Source organism: Cohnella sp. SGD-V74, from assembly GCF_003001675.1.
Taxonomy (GTDB): Bacteria; Bacillota; Bacilli; order Paenibacillales; family Paenibacillaceae; genus Cohnella.
Genome location: NZ_PVYW01000014.1, coordinates 70,234 through 86,297, shown reverse-complemented (window position 1 = coordinate 86,297; position 16,064 = coordinate 70,234). Strand labels below are relative to the sequence as shown.

Annotated in this window: 13 protein-coding genes; 4 read left to right on the top strand and 9 right to left on the bottom strand. The window is 58.4% G+C overall.

What is annotated here, in order from left to right:
* Positions 1 to 31: 31 nt before the first annotated feature.
* Genes B0G52_RS20895 through murQ form a run of 3 tightly spaced genes read right to left on the bottom strand, consistent with a single transcriptional unit; the run spans position 32 to position 3,032 of the window.
* Positions 32 to 517 (bottom strand): GNAT family N-acetyltransferase, encoded by a 486-nt coding sequence (locus B0G52_RS20895; RefSeq protein WP_094047328.1) that lies wholly within the window; start codon positions 515 to 517, stop codon positions 32 to 34.
* Positions 518 to 536: 19 nt separating this feature from the next.
* Positions 537 to 2,099, bottom strand: coding sequence for a beta-N-acetylhexosaminidase (gene nagZ / locus B0G52_RS20890; RefSeq protein WP_094047327.1), 1,563 nt, complete (start codon positions 2,097 to 2,099; stop codon positions 537 to 539).
* 15 nt (positions 2,100 to 2,114) lie between these two features.
* Positions 2,115 to 3,032, bottom strand: coding sequence for an N-acetylmuramic acid 6-phosphate etherase (murQ, locus tag B0G52_RS20885; RefSeq protein WP_094047326.1), 918 nt, complete (start codon positions 3,030 to 3,032; stop codon positions 2,115 to 2,117).
* A 112-nt stretch (positions 3,033 to 3,144) separates the two neighbouring features.
* Here murQ and B0G52_RS20880 point away from each other — a divergent pair, with 112 nt between their 5' ends.
* Positions 3,145 to 4,014, top strand: a complete 870-nt coding sequence (locus tag B0G52_RS20880) for a MurR/RpiR family transcriptional regulator (RefSeq protein ID WP_094047325.1) — start codon at positions 3,145 to 3,147, stop codon at positions 4,012 to 4,014.
* Between the two features lie 5 nt (positions 4,015 to 4,019).
* Here the strand turns inward: B0G52_RS20880 and B0G52_RS20875 are convergent, their stop codons facing one another.
* The 6 genes from B0G52_RS20875 to B0G52_RS20850 all read right to left on the bottom strand — a co-directional run bounded on the left by B0G52_RS20875 (position 4,020) and on the right by B0G52_RS20850 (position 11,041).
* A complete protein-coding gene (locus tag B0G52_RS20875; RefSeq protein ID WP_094047324.1) occupies positions 4,020 to 4,892 on the bottom strand; it encodes a carbohydrate ABC transporter permease in 873 nt (290 codons plus the stop codon).
* 21 nt (positions 4,893 to 4,913) lie between these two features.
* Positions 4,914 to 5,873 (bottom strand): ABC transporter permease, encoded by a 960-nt coding sequence (locus tag B0G52_RS20870; protein ID WP_094047323.1) that lies wholly within the window; start codon positions 5,871 to 5,873, stop codon positions 4,914 to 4,916.
* A gap of 151 nt (positions 5,874 to 6,024) precedes the next feature.
* Positions 6,025 to 7,641 carry an extracellular solute-binding protein gene (locus tag B0G52_RS20865; protein WP_094047322.1) on the bottom strand — a complete coding sequence of 539 codons (1,617 nt, stop codon included), beginning with the start codon at positions 7,639 to 7,641 and terminating at the stop codon, positions 6,025 to 6,027.
* Positions 7,642 to 8,271: 630 nt separating this feature from the next.
* Positions 8,272 to 9,450, bottom strand: a complete 1,179-nt coding sequence (gene nagA, locus B0G52_RS20860; RefSeq protein WP_094047321.1) for an N-acetylglucosamine-6-phosphate deacetylase — start codon at positions 9,448 to 9,450, stop codon at positions 8,272 to 8,274.
* On the bottom strand, positions 9,447 to 10,175 hold the full coding sequence (nagB, locus tag B0G52_RS20855; protein WP_094047320.1) for a glucosamine-6-phosphate deaminase: 729 nt from the start codon (positions 10,173 to 10,175) through the stop codon (positions 9,447 to 9,449). Before nagB ends, nagA begins: the two co-directional genes overlap by 4 nt.
* Positions 10,172 to 11,041, bottom strand: coding sequence for a MurR/RpiR family transcriptional regulator (locus B0G52_RS20850; protein ID WP_094047319.1), 870 nt, complete (start codon positions 11,039 to 11,041; stop codon positions 10,172 to 10,174). The genes nagB and B0G52_RS20850 overlap by 4 nt, the downstream gene beginning before the upstream one ends.
* A gap of 403 nt (positions 11,042 to 11,444) precedes the next feature.
* Here B0G52_RS20850 and B0G52_RS20845 point away from each other — a divergent pair, with 403 nt between their 5' ends.
* From B0G52_RS20845 to B0G52_RS20835, 3 genes are read left to right on the top strand one after another with little or no spacing between them, the layout of a single operon-like run.
* Positions 11,445 to 12,146, top strand: a complete 702-nt coding sequence (locus B0G52_RS20845; protein ID WP_094047318.1) for an ABC transporter ATP-binding protein — start codon at positions 11,445 to 11,447, stop codon at positions 12,144 to 12,146.
* On the top strand, positions 12,130 to 13,152 hold the full coding sequence (locus tag B0G52_RS20840) for an efflux RND transporter periplasmic adaptor subunit (RefSeq protein WP_158223805.1): 1,023 nt from the start codon (positions 12,130 to 12,132) through the stop codon (positions 13,150 to 13,152). The genes B0G52_RS20845 and B0G52_RS20840 overlap by 17 nt, the downstream gene beginning before the upstream one ends.
* Before the next feature lie 36 nt (positions 13,153 to 13,188).
* Complete coding sequence (locus B0G52_RS20835) at positions 13,189 to 16,062, top strand: ABC transporter permease (protein ID WP_094047316.1); 2,874 nt, start codon at positions 13,189 to 13,191, stop codon at positions 16,060 to 16,062.
* Positions 16,063 to 16,064 lie beyond the last annotated feature (2 nt).

The window sequence follows — 16,064 nt, the reverse complement described above, 5'->3', positions numbered from 1 at the left end:
CGCGACTGCCCCTTTATTGCTAATATCCGGACTATCGGTTTCTTCTGCCGAGGAAATCCCGGTAAATGCCCGGAGTCGAGTCCGGGATCAGGAACGCGCCGACCGCCTTCTCGTAAAATTCCGCCGGCCCTACGCCGCCTATGATCGCGTAGACGTAGCCGGCCTCCCGCATGCTGTGGAGGCTCTTGAGCAGCAGCGCCTTGCCGATGCCCTTGCCTTGCTCCGAGTCGAGCACGCGGGTCGGGCCGAAGAAGTTCGGCGCCGTCGCTTCGTAGCAGGCGAAGCCGAGAATGTCCGCGCCGCGCGTTGCCAGGTAACAAGTAACGGGCAGCCGGGCGAAGCACACGTCGGCTTCTCCGGAAGCGCTGACGGTGGAATGCTTGGCTATCCACTCGACGACGCGATGCTTGTCCGGGGCCAGGGCGCGGTGGATGCGAATGCCTTCTTCCTGCTCCAGGCGAGCGAGCAGCTCCTCATGGGGAGGCAGGTTCAGCAGGTTGACGAGCATGTCTGCCATAGTCGATCACTCCTTCGTATCAATTCGTCAGCACGGTTACGGTCGGCTTGCCGAACGCTTCGGTCTTGCCTTGAAGCACGCCGGCGACGGCGTCGAACGCTTGATCGGTATATTCGTAAGCGGCCAGAGACCAGACGTTCGGACTCAGCGACTGCAGATCGTAAGGGTTGCGCAACGCCACTGCGACGACGGGCGCGTTCAGCGCCGCGAGCCGATTGACCAGCTCCAGTTGACCCTGGTACAGATGACCGTTGTACGTGCCGACGACGATGCAGCTCGCTTCTCCGGCGCGCTCTACGATCGCCTTGATTTCGTCCTCCGTCGGGTTCGAAGGCGTCGCCTCGCCCCGACCTCCGAGCTTCTCCGCCATATAGAGGGGGAAGATCAACGGATCGTCGGCAAGGTTGGACACCTGCGTCGCGCGGAAGACCGGGCAGCCCAGGAAATAAGGACGGTCGCCGAGAGCGGGGAAGCGGCCTCCGGGAACCCGGATCGGCGTCAGCGTGCGCTCCAGCAAGTCGAGATTTTCGCGGCGATGGGCTTCGCTGCCGACGATGGACATGTCCGGAGCAGGACGGTTCAAGTAATCGTCCTTGAGCGCCGCAATTCGCTGCAGAGACCGCTCCCATTCCTCGCGGTCGATCTCTCCCGCCTCCAGCGCCTGCCCGATGGCCTCGGCGGAGGCCGAAGCCAGATCGGCCGTGTGGGAGACCAGCACGAGGTCCGATCCGGCTTTGATCGCCTCCACCGTTCCTTTAACCGTGCCGACGGTATGCTGGATCGCTTTCATCTCCAGGCAATCGGTCATGATCAAGCCCTGGAAACCCATTGCCTCGCGGAGCAGTCCGGTCAATATTTTGCGCGACAGCGTCGCCGGCTTGCCGGGGTCCACTTGCGGGAACACGATGTGGGAGGTCATGATCGCGGGAATGCCCGCCTCGACAGCGGCCTGGAAAGGAGCGAGCTCGACGCTGCGCAGCTCGTCCATCGTCTTGTCGACGACGGGAAGCGCCAGATGGGAGTCCACGCTCGTGTCTCCGTGTCCCGGGAAGTGTTTGCCGCAGCTGAGCGTGCCGCTGTCGTCCAGCCCGCGCATCATCGGCAGCGCGTAGCGGATGACCGTCTCCGGCTGCTCTCCGTAGCTGCGAACGCCGATGACCGGGTTGGCGTCGTTGGAGTTCACGTCCAGCACAGGAGCGAGGTTGAAGTTGACGCCGAGCGCTCTCAGCTCCAGTCCGGTCATTTTGCCCGCGTTGTAGGCGTTGGCCGGGTCGCCGGTGGCGGCGATCGCCATCGCTCCCGGAACCCGGGTGGCGTCGTCGGACAGTCGGGAGACGGCTCCGCCTTCCTGGTCGATCGCGATGAACGCGGGTTTGCCCGTTTCCTGCAAGACCAGCCGCTGAATATCGTCGCACAGCTCCCGCAGCTGCTCCTTATCCGTAATATTCCACTTGAACAAGACGACGTTGCCTATTTTCCACTTCTTCACGAGCTCTATGAATTTATCGTCCAGCTTGGGGCCGTCGAATCCGGCCATCATCCGCTGGCCGACCTGATAGGCGAGAGATGAGTTCGCATCCATGTCGAGTTCCTCCAGTTATGTCGTTCTGCTTCGTCCGCCGCGGATCGCTGCCTTGAGCCTGCCGTCGTGCCGCTCCAGAAGGCTGGTCGCCTCCTCGGCGTCGACGCCGGCTTCAAGCATCAGAATGGCGGTCTTGACGTGCAGATCCGCTTTCTTCAACGTCTCTTCGGCTTCCGCTTCGGAGACGCCGGTTACTTGCCGGACGATGCGAATGGAGCGGTCGTACAGCTTGCTGTTGCTGGCTTTCAGATCGACCATCAGATTGTTGTACACTTTGCCGAGCTTGATCATCGTGCCGGTCGTCAGCATGTTCAGCACCAGCTTCTGCGCGGTGCCGCTCTTCAGCCGGGTGGAGCCGGAGATGACCTCCGGTCCGACGACCGGGGCGATGCAGATGTCGCACAGCTCGCTCAGCCGGGAGTTGTCGTTGGTCACGATGCCGATCGTTGCCGCTCCGGCTTCGCGCGCCTTGCGAACGGCTCCGAGCACGTAGGGGGTGGAGCCGCTGGCGGTGATGCCGATCAAGACGTCGCCCGCTCCGATACCCTTGTCCACGATCAGCTGGGCGCCGCTCTCCGCATCGTCCTCGCAGCCTTCCACGGCCGTTCTCAGGGCGATGTCGCCGCCGGCGATGTAGGCTTGAACCATGGCGGGATCGGTTCCGTACGTAGGCGGGCATTCGCTGGCGTCCAGCACGCCGAGCCTTCCGGAGGAGCCGGCTCCGACGTAGAACATCCTTCCTCCGCTCTTCAACGATTTAACGATCATATCCACCGCGTCGGCGATCGTGTCGACTTCCTGGCGCACCGACAAGGGGACGCGCTGGTCCTCGTCGTTCATCAGGAGCAGCATATCACGGGTGCTGGCCTCGTCTATCGAAGCGGTAGCCGGATTGTTCATTTCCGTTGTCAATTGAGAGAAGTATGAAGTCATAAGTCATCCATCCTTTTCTGGACGCGATAGAGGTTTGATTCTGTCGAACGCTCTGCGTATAATTTAAGAATAATTTTCATGTTTATTTAATTTTAGGAAGCGGGTGCAAGCTGTGACCAATATAGAGATCCGCGTGCGCAACATTTACAACGACTTAAGCAATTCGGAGAAGAAAGCGGCGGATTATTTTCTTGCCGACGTCGAAAGAATTTTTCATCAACCGATCGCCCAACTGGCGGAAAGCGCCGGCGTCAGCCAGGTCGCCTGGGTCCGCCTGGCCAAGGCGCTCGGCTTCGACGGCCTGAAGGGCATGAAGAGAAGTCTGTTCAGCGAGCTTAACAGCGGCGGTGGCGACGACGAAGAGAAGAGCCGCTACATTTTCACCGATATTAAAGACTATTCCGGACTGTCCGACGTGTTCATGGCGATCAAGAACAGCAGCGTGCAATCGATCGAGGACACCGTCAATCTGCTTAACGCCGACGTGGTGGAAGCGGTCGTGCAGCGGCTGATCGAAGCGCGCTCCGTCAAGCTGTTCGGCGTAGGCGCTTCCGCGCTTGTCGCAGAGGATTTCTACAACAAGCTGCTGCGCATCGGCAGCAACGTCTGCTTCAGCCATGACGGGCACATTCAGCTCACTTACGCGGCCAATACCCGGGAAGGGGACGTCTGCTTCTTCATCAGCCACTCCGGCATGACGAAGGAAGTGAACGAAGCGTTCGACATCGCCTCCAAAACCGCCGGAGCCACGATGGTGTCCCTGACCAAGCTGGGCAAAAATCCGCTGGCTTCCCGCGCCGATTACGAGCTCTACACGTCGTCTCCGGAGATCAACCACCGGAGCGGCGCGATGAGCAGCCGCATCTCCCAGCTCATCGTCATCGACGTGCTGTTCACCGCGCTGGCGAACCGCAACTACGACAACGTCATTCACAGTCTCATCCTGAGCTCCGAATCGTGCCGGTCGTACCGTAAAATCTAGCCGGATCAGCCTTTGACCGATCCGACCGTCAAGCCGGCGACGAAGAAGCGCTGCAGCATCGGATAGAGAATGATGATCGGCAGCGTCGACGTAATGATGACCGCCGATTTGATCGACATGGCGATCGTGCTCTTGTCCGCCGCTCCGGCGCCGTCTCCGACCATCGTCGTTCCGTTGACGATGTTGCGCAGGAACAGCATGACCGGGTACTGATCGGTATTCAGATAGATCAAGCCGTTAAACCAGTCGTTCCAGAAGAAGACGGCGGTGTACAGCCCGATCGTGGCGAGCGCCGGCGTGGACAGAGGCAGGATGACCCGCCGCAAAATGCCGAAGTAGCTCAAGCCGTCGATAATGGCGGCTTCTTCTATTTCCGAAGGGATCGCCCGGAAGAAGTTGATCAGGATGATCAAGTTGAACTGGTTGAGCGCGAACGGGAGCAGCATCGCCCATACCGTGCCGGTCAGATGAAGATTGGAGATCAGCAGGTAGGTCGGGATGAGCCCGCCCGAGAAAAACATCGAGAACACGATCAGCATCATGACGAGCTTGTGCCCGAACAGAAACCGCTTGGACATCGCGTACGCGAACAAGGCGCTCATGAACAGCGAGATCAACGTGCCCGCGGCGGTATAGAAAATGGTGTTGCCGTAAGCCTTGAAGAAGTTCGGATACGTGAAAATCTGCTCGTAAGCCGCGAAATTCAGGCCGACGGGAAACAACGATACTTTATTGTTGATGATCGCTTCCGGGCTGGACAAGGACAGGGCCAGCATGTAGACGAACGGAATGAAGCAGATCAAGACGACGACGATCATGAACGCGTAGATGAGCACGTCGGCGAAAGTCAAAGGACGAAATTTGCGCTGTGTATGCATAAGTTGCCGCTCCTTCCCGGATTAGTAGATGCTTTCGCCGGACATTTTTTTACTGAACCAGTTCGTGGTCGACACGAGAATGACGCCGATAATTCCGCTGAACAGCCCGATCGCCGTCGCGTACGAATAGTTCTGGTTGGTCAGGCCGGTACGGTAGACGAGCGTATCGATAATATCGCTGACCATGGCGTTGGAAGGCGTGTACATGAGCAGCACCTTCTCGAAGCCGAGGCTGAGCAGCGAACCTACGTTCAGAATGAGCATGACCATAATCGTGGACATGATGGATGGAATCGTCACGTAGATGACTTTCTGGAACCGCGTCGCTCCGTCGATGTCCGCCGCCTCGAACAGCTCCCGGTTGACGCCGGTAATGGCGGCCAGATAGATGATGGCGGTCCAGCCCGTGAATTGCCACGTTTCCGTAAAAATATAGAGCGGCCGGAAAAATTGCGGCTCGTTGACGAAATAGATCGGGTCCATGCCGAACAGGCTGCCCAATACCCGGTTAAGCAGACCGGAGCTCGGGGACAGCAGCTCTCCCAAAATCGCGATGACGACGACGGTGGAGATGAATCTCGGCATGTAGCTCACGGTCTGCACGAATTTGCGGAACCGCTTCGAGCGGACCTCGTACAGCAGCAAGGCGAAGATGATCGGGATCGGGAAATTGATCAGAATGTTCCCGAACGACAAAATAAGCGTGTTGTTGAACGCGCGCCAGAAGGACGGGTCTTGCAGGAAGCGCTCGAAGTAGGCGAATCCGACCCATTCGGTGCCGTAAGGCCCCATGCCCGGCCGATAGCGCCGGAAAGCGAGCACGTTGCCGATCAGCGGCGCATATTTGAAGAGCAGGAAATGGCATAAGGGCAGCAACATCATGACGTAGAGCTGCCAATAACGGCGGAAGTGACGCCACTTCGGATTAGGGGAGACGTAAGTTCCGCTCGGAGTTTTCGAGAGAATTGTCGTATCTGTCATTTCTTCACCTTCTTCGCATGGATGAGGGACGTTAGCGGCGTATGTTCGTAAGAGCAAAGACCTGCCGCGGAAATGTCGGTCAACCCGTGACTCCCTTTTTCCTGGCAGGTCTTTATTCAAGTGGCGCTTCAGAAATATCGGAATCTTTGCCTTATTTCAAGTTGTCGTTGTACAGCTGGGCGAAGCGTTCGATCTGAAGACCTTTCATTTCCTTGACGTACTGATCCCAGTCTTTGTCCAAGCTCTTCTTGCCCGTCAGGAACGCGTCTGCCCAAATCTCGAAGGTGTCGGCCAGCGGCGTCTGCAGGGATGCGGCTTCCTCGGCCACCATGTCGTCGAACAGCGGCGTCGGAGGGATCGCTTGGATCGCGTCCGGCATTGCGGCGACGACGGCGTTGATCTGGCCGTAGTTCTCGTCGTACTTGGTCATTTCCTGAGCGTTGATCCATACGAGCTGCGTCACGTCGGAGCCTGCGCCGTATTTCAACTGCATTTCTTTGTAGATGCCGTTAGGCGAGTTGACGATATCGTCGGCGTATTTGATTTTGTCGCCATCCATCGTGTACGTCGTGCCTTCCGCGCCGAGACCCCAGATTTTCGCGCCTTCCTCGGAGAAGAACATTTCGTCGATCGTTCTGACGAGACGCTCGAAGTCCGGACGGTCCGCCGTCTTTTTCGGGAAGAGAATACCCGAGCCCGTGCTGCTCTTCGGCTGGTGATGCGCTCCTGCCGGTCCGGCAAGAGGAGGGAACATTTGCAGCTTGAAGCCGGCTTCGGTAGCCGCGCTTGCGACGCCGCCGATCTGATCGTAATAAGCGTAGGTTGCGAACGATTTGCCGGTGGCCATCTTCTGCGACCATTTGTCGCCGTCGATCGGCTCCGCCATCTCCGGATCGAGCAAGCCTTCCGCGTACAATTTGGAGAAGAACGCCATGTACTCTTTGTATTGGTCGCTGATCGCGCCCGGGAAGTACGTCTGATTCGCGTAATCCCAGCTCAGCGTGTTCGTGCCGGATGCGCCGTTCTTGCCGACGCTGACGCCGAAGGAAGGCATCGTCATGCGGTACAGAACGCGAGGGCCGGCGAGAATCGTCAGCGGGTAGGAATCCGGATTTTCTTCTTTGAACTTCTTGAGCACCGTGTACAGGTCGTCGAACGTTTTCGGAGCTTGCAGCGAATATTTCTCCAGCAAGTCCTCTCTCAGGATAAGGCCGCCGTCGTAGAACGGCTTGTCGTACAGCGAAGGCAGATAGTAGCGTTTGCCGTCTTTCAGGTTCAGGCTCGCGACTTGGTCTTCCAGGCCGAACGACTTGACGCGTTCGTTGAAGTTAGGCGTCCAGTCGGAGTAATCGCTGATCGGAACGAGCGCGCCGTTCAGCGCCAGAGAGGCGTTCTCGCCCTTCGTGGACTGGTACAGGATGACGTCCGGCGCGTTGTTGCCGGTGTTCAGGGCCAGAGATACTTTCGTCTGATAATCCGCGATAGGGATGACTTCGAATTTGATGTCGGCGTTGAAGCGTTTCTGTACTTCCTGAACCGTCAGCCAGTCTTCCTTGAACGGCAGCGTCGCGTTGTCCGAGTAGAAGACTGAGAACTTGATCGGGTCTTCCGACTGGGCCGGCGTCGACGCGTCCGGGCTTTGGCTCGCGCTGGCCGGCGGAGACGAAGCCGAAGGCTGCGCGTTCTCTTTTTTGGAGCTGCACGCGGCTAATGAAGACGCTGCCAAACTGAAGGCGAGAATGAGGAGAGCGCTTTTTTTCTTGAACATACTTGCATGACCTCCCGGTTTTTTGAATGAACTGACAAGTGATGGTGAAGCGCTTGAGCGAATAGTAACATACTTTTATTTCAATGGTCAACGGTTTATTTGGAAACTTTATTTCAAAAAATGAAAGGGCTTTCCGATTGGGGGCGGACGTTGTCGAATTGTAATAACGACGGGGCGCGCCCGGAACGAATTTCGTTGTCGGAAATACCCGGATCGCGACGTTCACCATGGTAAAATAAAGTATTTCCGCGAACTTCAGCATTTCCCATGCTGAAACTTTTTATTGCTTAATTCTGTGCAAATTTCGGGGCGACGATACGAGAGTGGGAAAGGGCGGCATTACTCGAAAGAATCGTACAACGGGTGGTTGAGCGCGGTGAAATGGAGGACGTTACTCGAAAGAATCGTATAACGGGTGGTTGAGCGCGGTGAAATGGAGGACGTTACTCGAAAGAATCGTATAACGGGTGGTTGAGAGGGGAGAAACAGAGCTCAGGCCTATAAGCCCGCCCGGCGTGCTCCCTCGGGTCCGGGCCAGGCCCAGACCCGTCGCCACAGGTTGTTGGCAAACCTCACACCAAAAAGGTTCCCGCCTTCCTCGATGAGGACAGGGGGAACCTTTATTCACATTTAAGCAAACAGCTTCTTGCCGTCGATCCAGGTCGATTGAATGTCCAGATCGTCGTTCAGCAGCAGGAAGTCCGCCTGCTTGCCGGCTTCGAGCGTGCCGATCGAATCGGCCAGGCCGAGCTGGCGGGCCGGATTGGCGCTGGCCATCAGGCTGGCTTCTTCCAGAGAGACGCCGATTTCCCGAACGAGGAAGCGCACGGCGGAAATCATCGTCAGCGTGCTTCCGGCCAGGCTGTCGTTCTCCTTCAGCCGGGCGACGCCGCATTTCATGTGGACGGGAAGCCCGCCGAGATCGTAATCGCCGTCCGGCATGCCCGCGGCGGCCATCGCGTCGGTGACGAGAATGACGTTATGCACGCCCTTGGCGCGCGTAATAAGCTTGACGCCGGCCGGGTGAACGTGATGACCGTCGGCGATGACTTCGGCGGTAATGCGGTCGTCCGTCAGCACCGCGCCGACGGTGCCCGGATTGCGGTGATGCAGCGGCGTCATCGCGTTAAACGTGTGGACGGCGTGGCGCAGACCGCGGTCGGCCGCGGCGATGATCTGGTCGTAGGTCGCATCGGTATGGCCGCAGCTGGGGACAATACCGTTGGCGGCCAGCTTCTCGATATAATCGAGCGAGCCCTCGATCTCCGGCGCAAGCGTCTGCAGCTTAACGACGCCGGGGAAGCGGGCGACCCATTCCTCCAGCCACTCCGGCTGCGGAGGAAGAATGTAGGCGGGGTTCTGCGCGCCTTTCCATTTGACGTTGACGAACGGACCTTCCAGATGCACGCCGACCAGCTTGGCGTACGGCATCGGCTTGGACATGTAATCGGCCGCCAGCGCGATGACGGCGGTCAATTCTTCCCGCGGAGCCGTCAGCGTCGTCGCCAGCATGCTCGTCGTTCCGTTGGACGCGTGGAACTTCGTAATTTCGCGAATGCCTTCTTCGTCGGCATCCATGAAGTCGTGATTCGCTCCTCCGTGCACGTGAACGTCGACGAAGCCGGGAATGAGCCATGCTCCCCCCGCATCGATCCGTTCGACGCCTTCGGCTTGTCCGGCCAAGTCGGCGACGCTGCCGATCGCCGCGATCTTGTCCTCTTTAATATGAACGTATCCGCGCTCGATCGTTCCCGCCGGGGCTGCGACCCGGGCGTTGACGACGACGAATTCCCGGCTCGGCCCGCTCATGCCAGTTTACCTGCGGCTGCGGAATCGAGCAGCACGATAAGATTCGGATGGGTTTGCAGCAGAGAGGCCGGAACGTCCGTCGTAATCGGTCCTTGCAGCGCTTCGCGGATAATATCGGCTTTGTCCGCTCCCTTGACGACGAGCAAAATTTTCTTCGCCTTCAGAATCGTGCCGACGCCCATCGTCAGCGCCTGCTTCGGCACGTCGTCGATCGAGTCGAAGAAGCGGGCGTTCGCTTCGCGCGTCTTCTCGGCCAGCTCCACGATATGCGTGCCTTTAATCAAGGCATGAGCAGGCTCGTTAAAGCCGATATGGCCGTTATGGCCAAGGCCGAGCAGCTGCAGGTCGATCTGGCCGGAGAGCTCGATCGCTTCGTCGTAGCGGCGGCATTCGGCTTCCAGATCGGCGGCGTTGCCGTCCGGAATGTGGCGCTGCGATTCCGGCAAGTCAATATGCGAGAACAGATTCGCGTTCATATACGAATGATAGCTCTCCGGATGATCGATCGGCAGGTTGACGTATTCGTCCAGATTAAACGTGGTCACGTTGCGGAAGCTGACCATCCCTCTCTCGTAATCCCGCACGATCTCCTTGTAGATCCCGACCGGAGTTCCGCCGGTCGCCAGACCGAGCACCGCTCTCGGAATTGTCTGGATTTGTCCGACGATAATGTTGGCCGCCGCCTCGTTAAGCTTCGCGTCGCTGTCGAAAGTAATGATGTTCATTTCGATTTTCTCTCCTCTTTGCCCGTTAAGTAGTGTTCTACCGTCAGATAAGACTGTCTCAGCCTGGGGACGTACAGCTCGAAGTGCTCGCTGACCAGCCCCGTGAACAGCACGTCGATGACGTGCAGCGTCGCCATGCGCGATGCCATGTCCCCGCGGCGCATGCCGACTTCCGCGGAGGAAGTGAACAGCTTGATGCGGGCTTGCTCCGCCAGCGTATTCGCGCCAAATCGGGTAATGGACAGCGTCGTAGCCCCCCGCTCGGCGGCGCATCGGAGCGAATGAATCGTCTCCGGCGTCTCTCCCGAATACGAGATGCCGATGGCGACGTCGCCAGCCGTCAGGGATGAGGCGGACGTGAGCTGAAGATGGGGATCGGAGAAGGCGGCTGCGGCCTTGCCGATCTGGATCAGCTTATGATAGAAATCCTGAGCTACGATGCCCGAAGTCGCCGAGCCGTACAGATCGATGCGCGCCGCGCTGTGCAGCGCTTCGATCGCCAGCCGCAGCTGTCCCAGATCGAGCACCTGGGTCGTATCGGTAATCGACCTCAGATGGTTCGCCGTAATGGCCGATACGATCTCCGGAAGCGGATTGCCCGCCACGATATCCTGGTATCGGGTCGAGGTGGACGTCATCTGGACGAGCTCGGTCGCCAGCCGCTGCTTGAAGTCCGGAAAGTTGTGCGAATGGAACGTTTTGCAAAACCGCGAAATCGTCGAAGGGCTGCTTCCCGAACGCGCCGCCAGCTCCGTAATCGTCATCTGGACGGCTTCGTGGGGATGCTGGAGCAGGAAGTCGGCCAACGCCCGTTCTTTCTGATGCAGGCTGTCCCATCTTTCTTGAATCGCATGTAGTATGCTCATGGCGGTTCCTTCCGACTATATAAGTCGAACCAGCGAACGGAGAGTCCATTGGATTTCCGACAGGACGGTTTTGCCCGAAGCGCATAGATTCAACTACATAGAAATAAATTTCTTATAAAACGATAATATCAAGAAAACCATTTTCATGATTATTCTACTTCATAACCCGAGTTCGCGCAATCGGCTATTGGTCCCTTCGGTCGAAACTCGTGGATAGGGGTTAAAATTACTTTTTTCGTGGGTAATCTTATTCTTTTAAGAGAGAATCTTACATTTGCCGATCATTTCGAACTATATTAAGTAGAGAAATTGACTCCGATTAGGTCTGTGATATAGTGGGTTTAGCATTGAAAATAATGGAAAAGCATTCGGGGCGTTCCGCAACGAGGGGAGAGAACAATCGATGGCAAGCGAGGAGACGGCTGACGGAGATATCATCCGCGCCGAGGGCATTAAGCGCGTGTTCGGCAGAGGCTCGGGAGCGGTCACGGTGCTGAAGGACGTGGATATCCGGCTGTCGCCGGGAAGGCTGGTCGCTCTCAAGGGAAGATCCGGCTCGGGGAAAACGACGCTGATCAACCTGCTGAGCGCGTTGGATCAGCCGACGGAAGGCAAAATCACGTTCGACGGACGGATGCTGACGTCGATGTCGGGCAAGGAACGGGACGAGGTCAGGCGCAAGGAGATGGGGCTGATTTTCCAATCGTTCGCTCTGATTCCGTTAATGTCGGCTTACGAGAACGTAGAGTTCGTGCTGCGCGTCGCCGGTTATCCGGCGCAGGAACGCAAGCAGGCCGCCGTCCAGGCGCTCGAGCGCGTCGGACTGAAGCAGCGGATGCACCATCGTCCGTTCGAGCTGTCGGGAGGAGAGCAGCAGAGAACGGCGATCGCCCGCGCCATCGCGCACAAGCCGAAGCTGATTTTGGCGGACGAGCCTACGGCGGAGCTGGACAGCCGGACCGGCTTGCAAATTATCAAAGTATTCAGGGATCTCGTGGAGCATAGCGGTGTGACGATCGCCTTGACGACGCACGATCCGGCCATCATGGAAATCGTAGACCAAGTATACGAACTGGAGGATGGACAAATTGTCTCGCACTCTTAAAAAAATGATTGCTTTTGGAATCGCTTTCGCGATCGTCGGCGCCCTGTCCGGCTGCTCGCTGCTGCCCCGGGAGGAAGAGGAGCTTAAGCCGCCCCTCGTCAAGCCGCGGCAGGAAAACTATTCGACGGTTACCGCGGAGAAAGGCACGATCGTCAAGGCGATCTCCGGCAGCGGCACATTCGAATCCGTCTCGACAAGCATCGCTCAGTTCGCGGGACAAGGGGGCAGAATCGACGAAATCCTGGTCAAGTCCGGCGATCAGGTGAAGAAGGGCGATCTGCTCGTGCAATTGATCGTGGACGGGCTTGACATCCAGCTCAAGGAGCAGCAGCTGGCGCTGGAGAAAGCGAAGTACGGGTTCCGGCAAGCGCGCGACTCCGACGAGCAGGCGTTCAAGATCGCCGGCTTGCAGGTCGAGATCGAGCAGTTGAAGTACGACCGGCTGGCCAAGCAGTTCAACTCCAAGCAGCTGTCCGCCGAGATCGACGGCCAGGTCGTGTTCGCCGAATCGCTCGTCGAAGGCGACTACGTCGAAGCGTATCAGACGCTCGTCACGATCGCCGATCCGTCGAGCCTGCGCCTCTCGCTGCGCGTCGACAACGCGAACGACTTGCGAGAAGTGCAGGTCGGCGTGCCCGCGGAAGTTACCCTGAAGGGCGAGAAGATCGTCGGCACGGTGACGCAGACGCCTTCGTCAGCCCCGGAGACGACGAATCAGCAGCTGGCCGAGAAATACGCCAGAACGTTATACATCGAATTGCCGAGCTTGCCGAAGGAAGCCAAAATCGGCTCGATCGCGGACGTGAAGATCATCACGCAGCAGCGGGAGGGCATCGTGAAAATTCCGCGAAGCGGCCTGCGCTCGTACTTGGGACGCAACTTCGTGCGCGTGCTGGAGGATGGCGAACGGCTGCGCGAGGTCGACGTCGAGCCCGGCCTGGTCGGCTCCACGGAAGTGGAGATCGTCAAGGGGCTCGAAGAAGGCCAGATCGTCGTGCTGCAATAACAGGTTCGCATTCGGGTCGCGAGGGAGGTTGCGCTTTTGGCTTTGTTCATCATGATCATCCGTAAAATGATCAACAACAAATGGCTCGTATCGAGCTTGTTTTTCGGCATTCTCATGACCGTGGCGCTTGTCGGCACGATGCCGATCTATTCCGAAGCGATTTTGAGCCGCATGCTCGTCAAGGATCTGGAGACGTTTCAGACCGAGAGGGGAACCTATCCCGGACAGCACTGGTCGCTGGTCGGATTCTACAACGAAGATCAGGAGAGACGGCAGTCGGTAATCGAAACGTTGGACCGGTACATGGAGCAGACCGCCGGCCCGGCCTTCGGCATTCCGGTGAAGGAGCTGGTGAAGGAGCGGCGAAGCAAGTCGGTGCAGCTCGTTCCGGTGCAGGAGCCGGATAAGAAAAACGCGCCTACGACGACGATCCGCGCCTACAGCGACTTCGAGAAGCACATCAAAGTCGTGGACGGCCGGCTGCCCGCCAAGCAGCCAGTGGACGGCGTTTACGAAGTGATGCTCACAGAGCAGGCGCTGATCCGGTTCGGGCTCGTGCTCGATCAGGAAATGCTGCTGAGAGACAACAGCATCCAGGGCACGATCAAGATCAAGCCCGTCGGCATGTTCACGAAGCTGGAGTATGACGATCCGTACTTCCGGAATACGAGCCTGAGCGATCTGGGGGCCGCGTTCGTCGCCGACGCCGAGCTGTTCGAGAACGAGTTTATTCGTGCGGGCAGAGTGCCGGTCAGCGCCAGCGGCTGGTATTTCGTGCTGGATTACACGAAGATGGAGCTTCGCAACGTGAACGACTTCATCGCGACGGACAAGGCGATCCGAGCCGAAGCGCAATCGAGATCGGCCGCGTTCCAGTCCGAGTTCTCCGCTCCGACGATTCCCACGATCGAGAAATATTTCGAGCGCTCGAAGCAGCTCGGCAAGCTGATGTGGTCCCTGAACGTGCCGGTGCTGATCATGCTCGGCTTCTATATGTTCATGGTGTCCAATCTGATCATCGATCGCCAGAAGAACGAGATCGCCGTCCTGCGAAGCCGGGGGGCGGCCAGATGGCAGGTGGTCGCGTCGTTCGCGATCGAAGGGGCGCTGCTCTGCGGCGCGGCTTGGCTGATCGGTCCGTTCATCGGCTTATGGCTGACGAAGGTGCTGGGCGCGTCCAACGGATTCCTGGAATTCGTGCAGCGGTCCCGAATGACGGTTCGCTTGAACGAGCAGGCGTTCCTGTACGGAGGCATCGCCGCCGCGGCTGCGTTCCTGATGATGCTCGTGCCCGTACTGCTCGCCACGCGGGTCTCGATCGTCGGCCACAAGCAGCAGCTGGCGAGAATGCAGAAGACGCCGTTCTGGCACAAGGCGTTTCTGGACGTGCTGGCGCTCGCGGCCGCTTTCTACGGACTGTACACGTTCCGCAACCGGCTGAAGGACTTGCAGAGCCTCGGCCTCGGCGCGGACGATCTGAATCTCGACCCCTTGCAGTTCGTCATGCCGGCCCTGTTCGTCGTCGGCGCGGGGCTGCTGCTGCTAAGGCTGTACCCGCTTATGCTGAAGTTCATTTACTGGGCCGGGCGCAAGTGGTGGCCTCCGTCCCTGTACGCTACGCTCATTCAGGTCGGGAGGTCGAGCAGCCAGTACCAGTTTCTGATGATTTTCCTGATCATGACGATCGCGATCGGAGTGTTCAGCGCGGGAGCGGCCCGCACGATCAATATCAATACGGAAGAGCGCATTCGATACGCCAACGGGGCGGACATCGTCCTGCAGTCCCAGTGGCCCAACGACAAACCGCCCCCGGCGGCTCCGGGAGGCCCTCCGGCGGCGGAGCCGGCCGTGACGAACAAGCCCGTTCATTATTTGGAGCCCTCGTTCGATCCGTTCCGGAAGCTGGACGGCGTCGAAGAAGCGGCCAAGGTGTTCGTAAAAGAGGACGCGGCCTTCTCGGCCGGAGACCAGACGGGGAGAGTCCGGCTGATCGGCATCGACACCGACGACTTCGGGCGAACGGCTTGGTTTCCCGACCATCTGCTCGATTATCCGCTCTACGAATATTTGAATTTGATCGCGTCGGACCCTCGGGGCGTGCTCATTTCCAAAACGATGGCGGACCAACGGGGACTGAAAAAGGGCGATACGATCAATATCGGGTGGGAGAACGTCAACTACCAGCCGTTCATCGTCTTCGGCATCGTCGATTATTTTCCGACGTTTAATCCGAATCCGCCTCTGGGGACCGTTACGTCTGCCGACAAAAGCGGGCTTAATTCCGCCCCGATGCTCGTCGTCGGCAATTTGAACCGCATCCAATTCCTGCTCGCGCTGGAGCCTTACCGGGTGTGGCTGAAGCTGAAGCCGGACGTGTCGACGAACGAGCTGTACGAGAGCATCGCGGAGCAGAAAATACCGCTGACGAGCATCGTCAATACGAAGGAAGAGCTGATCAAGGCGAAGAACGATCCGTTCCTGCTGGCCTTGAACGGGATTTTGACGCTGGGCTTCATCATTTCCATTATGATCAGCTTCGTCGGGTTTCTGCTGTATTGGATCCTGTCGCTCAAAGGCCGGACGCTGCAAAACGGAATCATGCGCGCGATCGGCGTGTCGCTGCGTCAGCTTATCGGAATGCTGGCTCTGGAGCAGCTGCTGACGTCGGGCGCGGCGGTGCTGATCGGCATTCTGATCGGGAACTTGGCCAGCACGCTGTACGTGCCGAACTTCCAAATTGCGTTCAATCCGGGAAGCCTCGTGCCGCCGTTCAAGGTGATTTTCGAATCGATCGACTTCATGAGGCTGTATTCCGTCGTAGGCGCCATGCTGGCGATCGGGCTCGGCATTCTGTCTTACATGCTCTCCCGTATCCGGGTCCATCAAGCGCTCAAGCTGGGGGAGGACTGACC

What these genes read in the sequence shown, in the direction of transcription:
- B0G52_RS20895 (WP_094047328.1), bottom strand. Translation starts at nt 517, where the DNA reads ATGGCAGACATGCTCGTCAACCTGCTGAACCTGCCTCCCCATGAGGAG.
- nagZ (WP_094047327.1), bottom strand. Translation starts at nt 2,099, where the DNA reads ATGGATGCGAACTCATCTCTCGCCTATCAGGTCGGCCAGCGGATGATG.
- murQ (WP_094047326.1), bottom strand. Translation starts at nt 3,032, where the DNA reads ATGACTTCATACTTCTCTCAATTGACAACGGAAATGAACAATCCGGCT.
- B0G52_RS20875 (WP_094047324.1), bottom strand. Translation starts at nt 4,892, where the DNA reads ATGCATACACAGCGCAAATTTCGTCCTTTGACTTTCGCCGACGTGCTC.
- B0G52_RS20870 (WP_094047323.1), bottom strand. Translation starts at nt 5,873, where the DNA reads ATGACAGATACGACAATTCTCTCGAAAACTCCGAGCGGAACTTACGTC.
- B0G52_RS20865 (WP_094047322.1), bottom strand. Translation starts at nt 7,641, where the DNA reads ATGTTCAAGAAAAAAAGCGCTCTCCTCATTCTCGCCTTCAGTTTGGCA.
- nagA (WP_094047321.1), bottom strand. Translation starts at nt 9,450, where the DNA reads ATGAGCGGGCCGAGCCGGGAATTCGTCGTCGTCAACGCCCGGGTCGCA.
- nagB (WP_094047320.1), bottom strand. Translation starts at nt 10,175, where the DNA reads ATGAACATCATTACTTTCGACAGCGACGCGAAGCTTAACGAGGCGGCG.
- B0G52_RS20850 (WP_094047319.1), bottom strand. Translation starts at nt 11,041, where the DNA reads ATGAGCATACTACATGCGATTCAAGAAAGATGGGACAGCCTGCATCAG.
- B0G52_RS20845 (WP_094047318.1), top strand. Translation starts at nt 11,445, where the DNA reads ATGGCAAGCGAGGAGACGGCTGACGGAGATATCATCCGCGCCGAGGGC.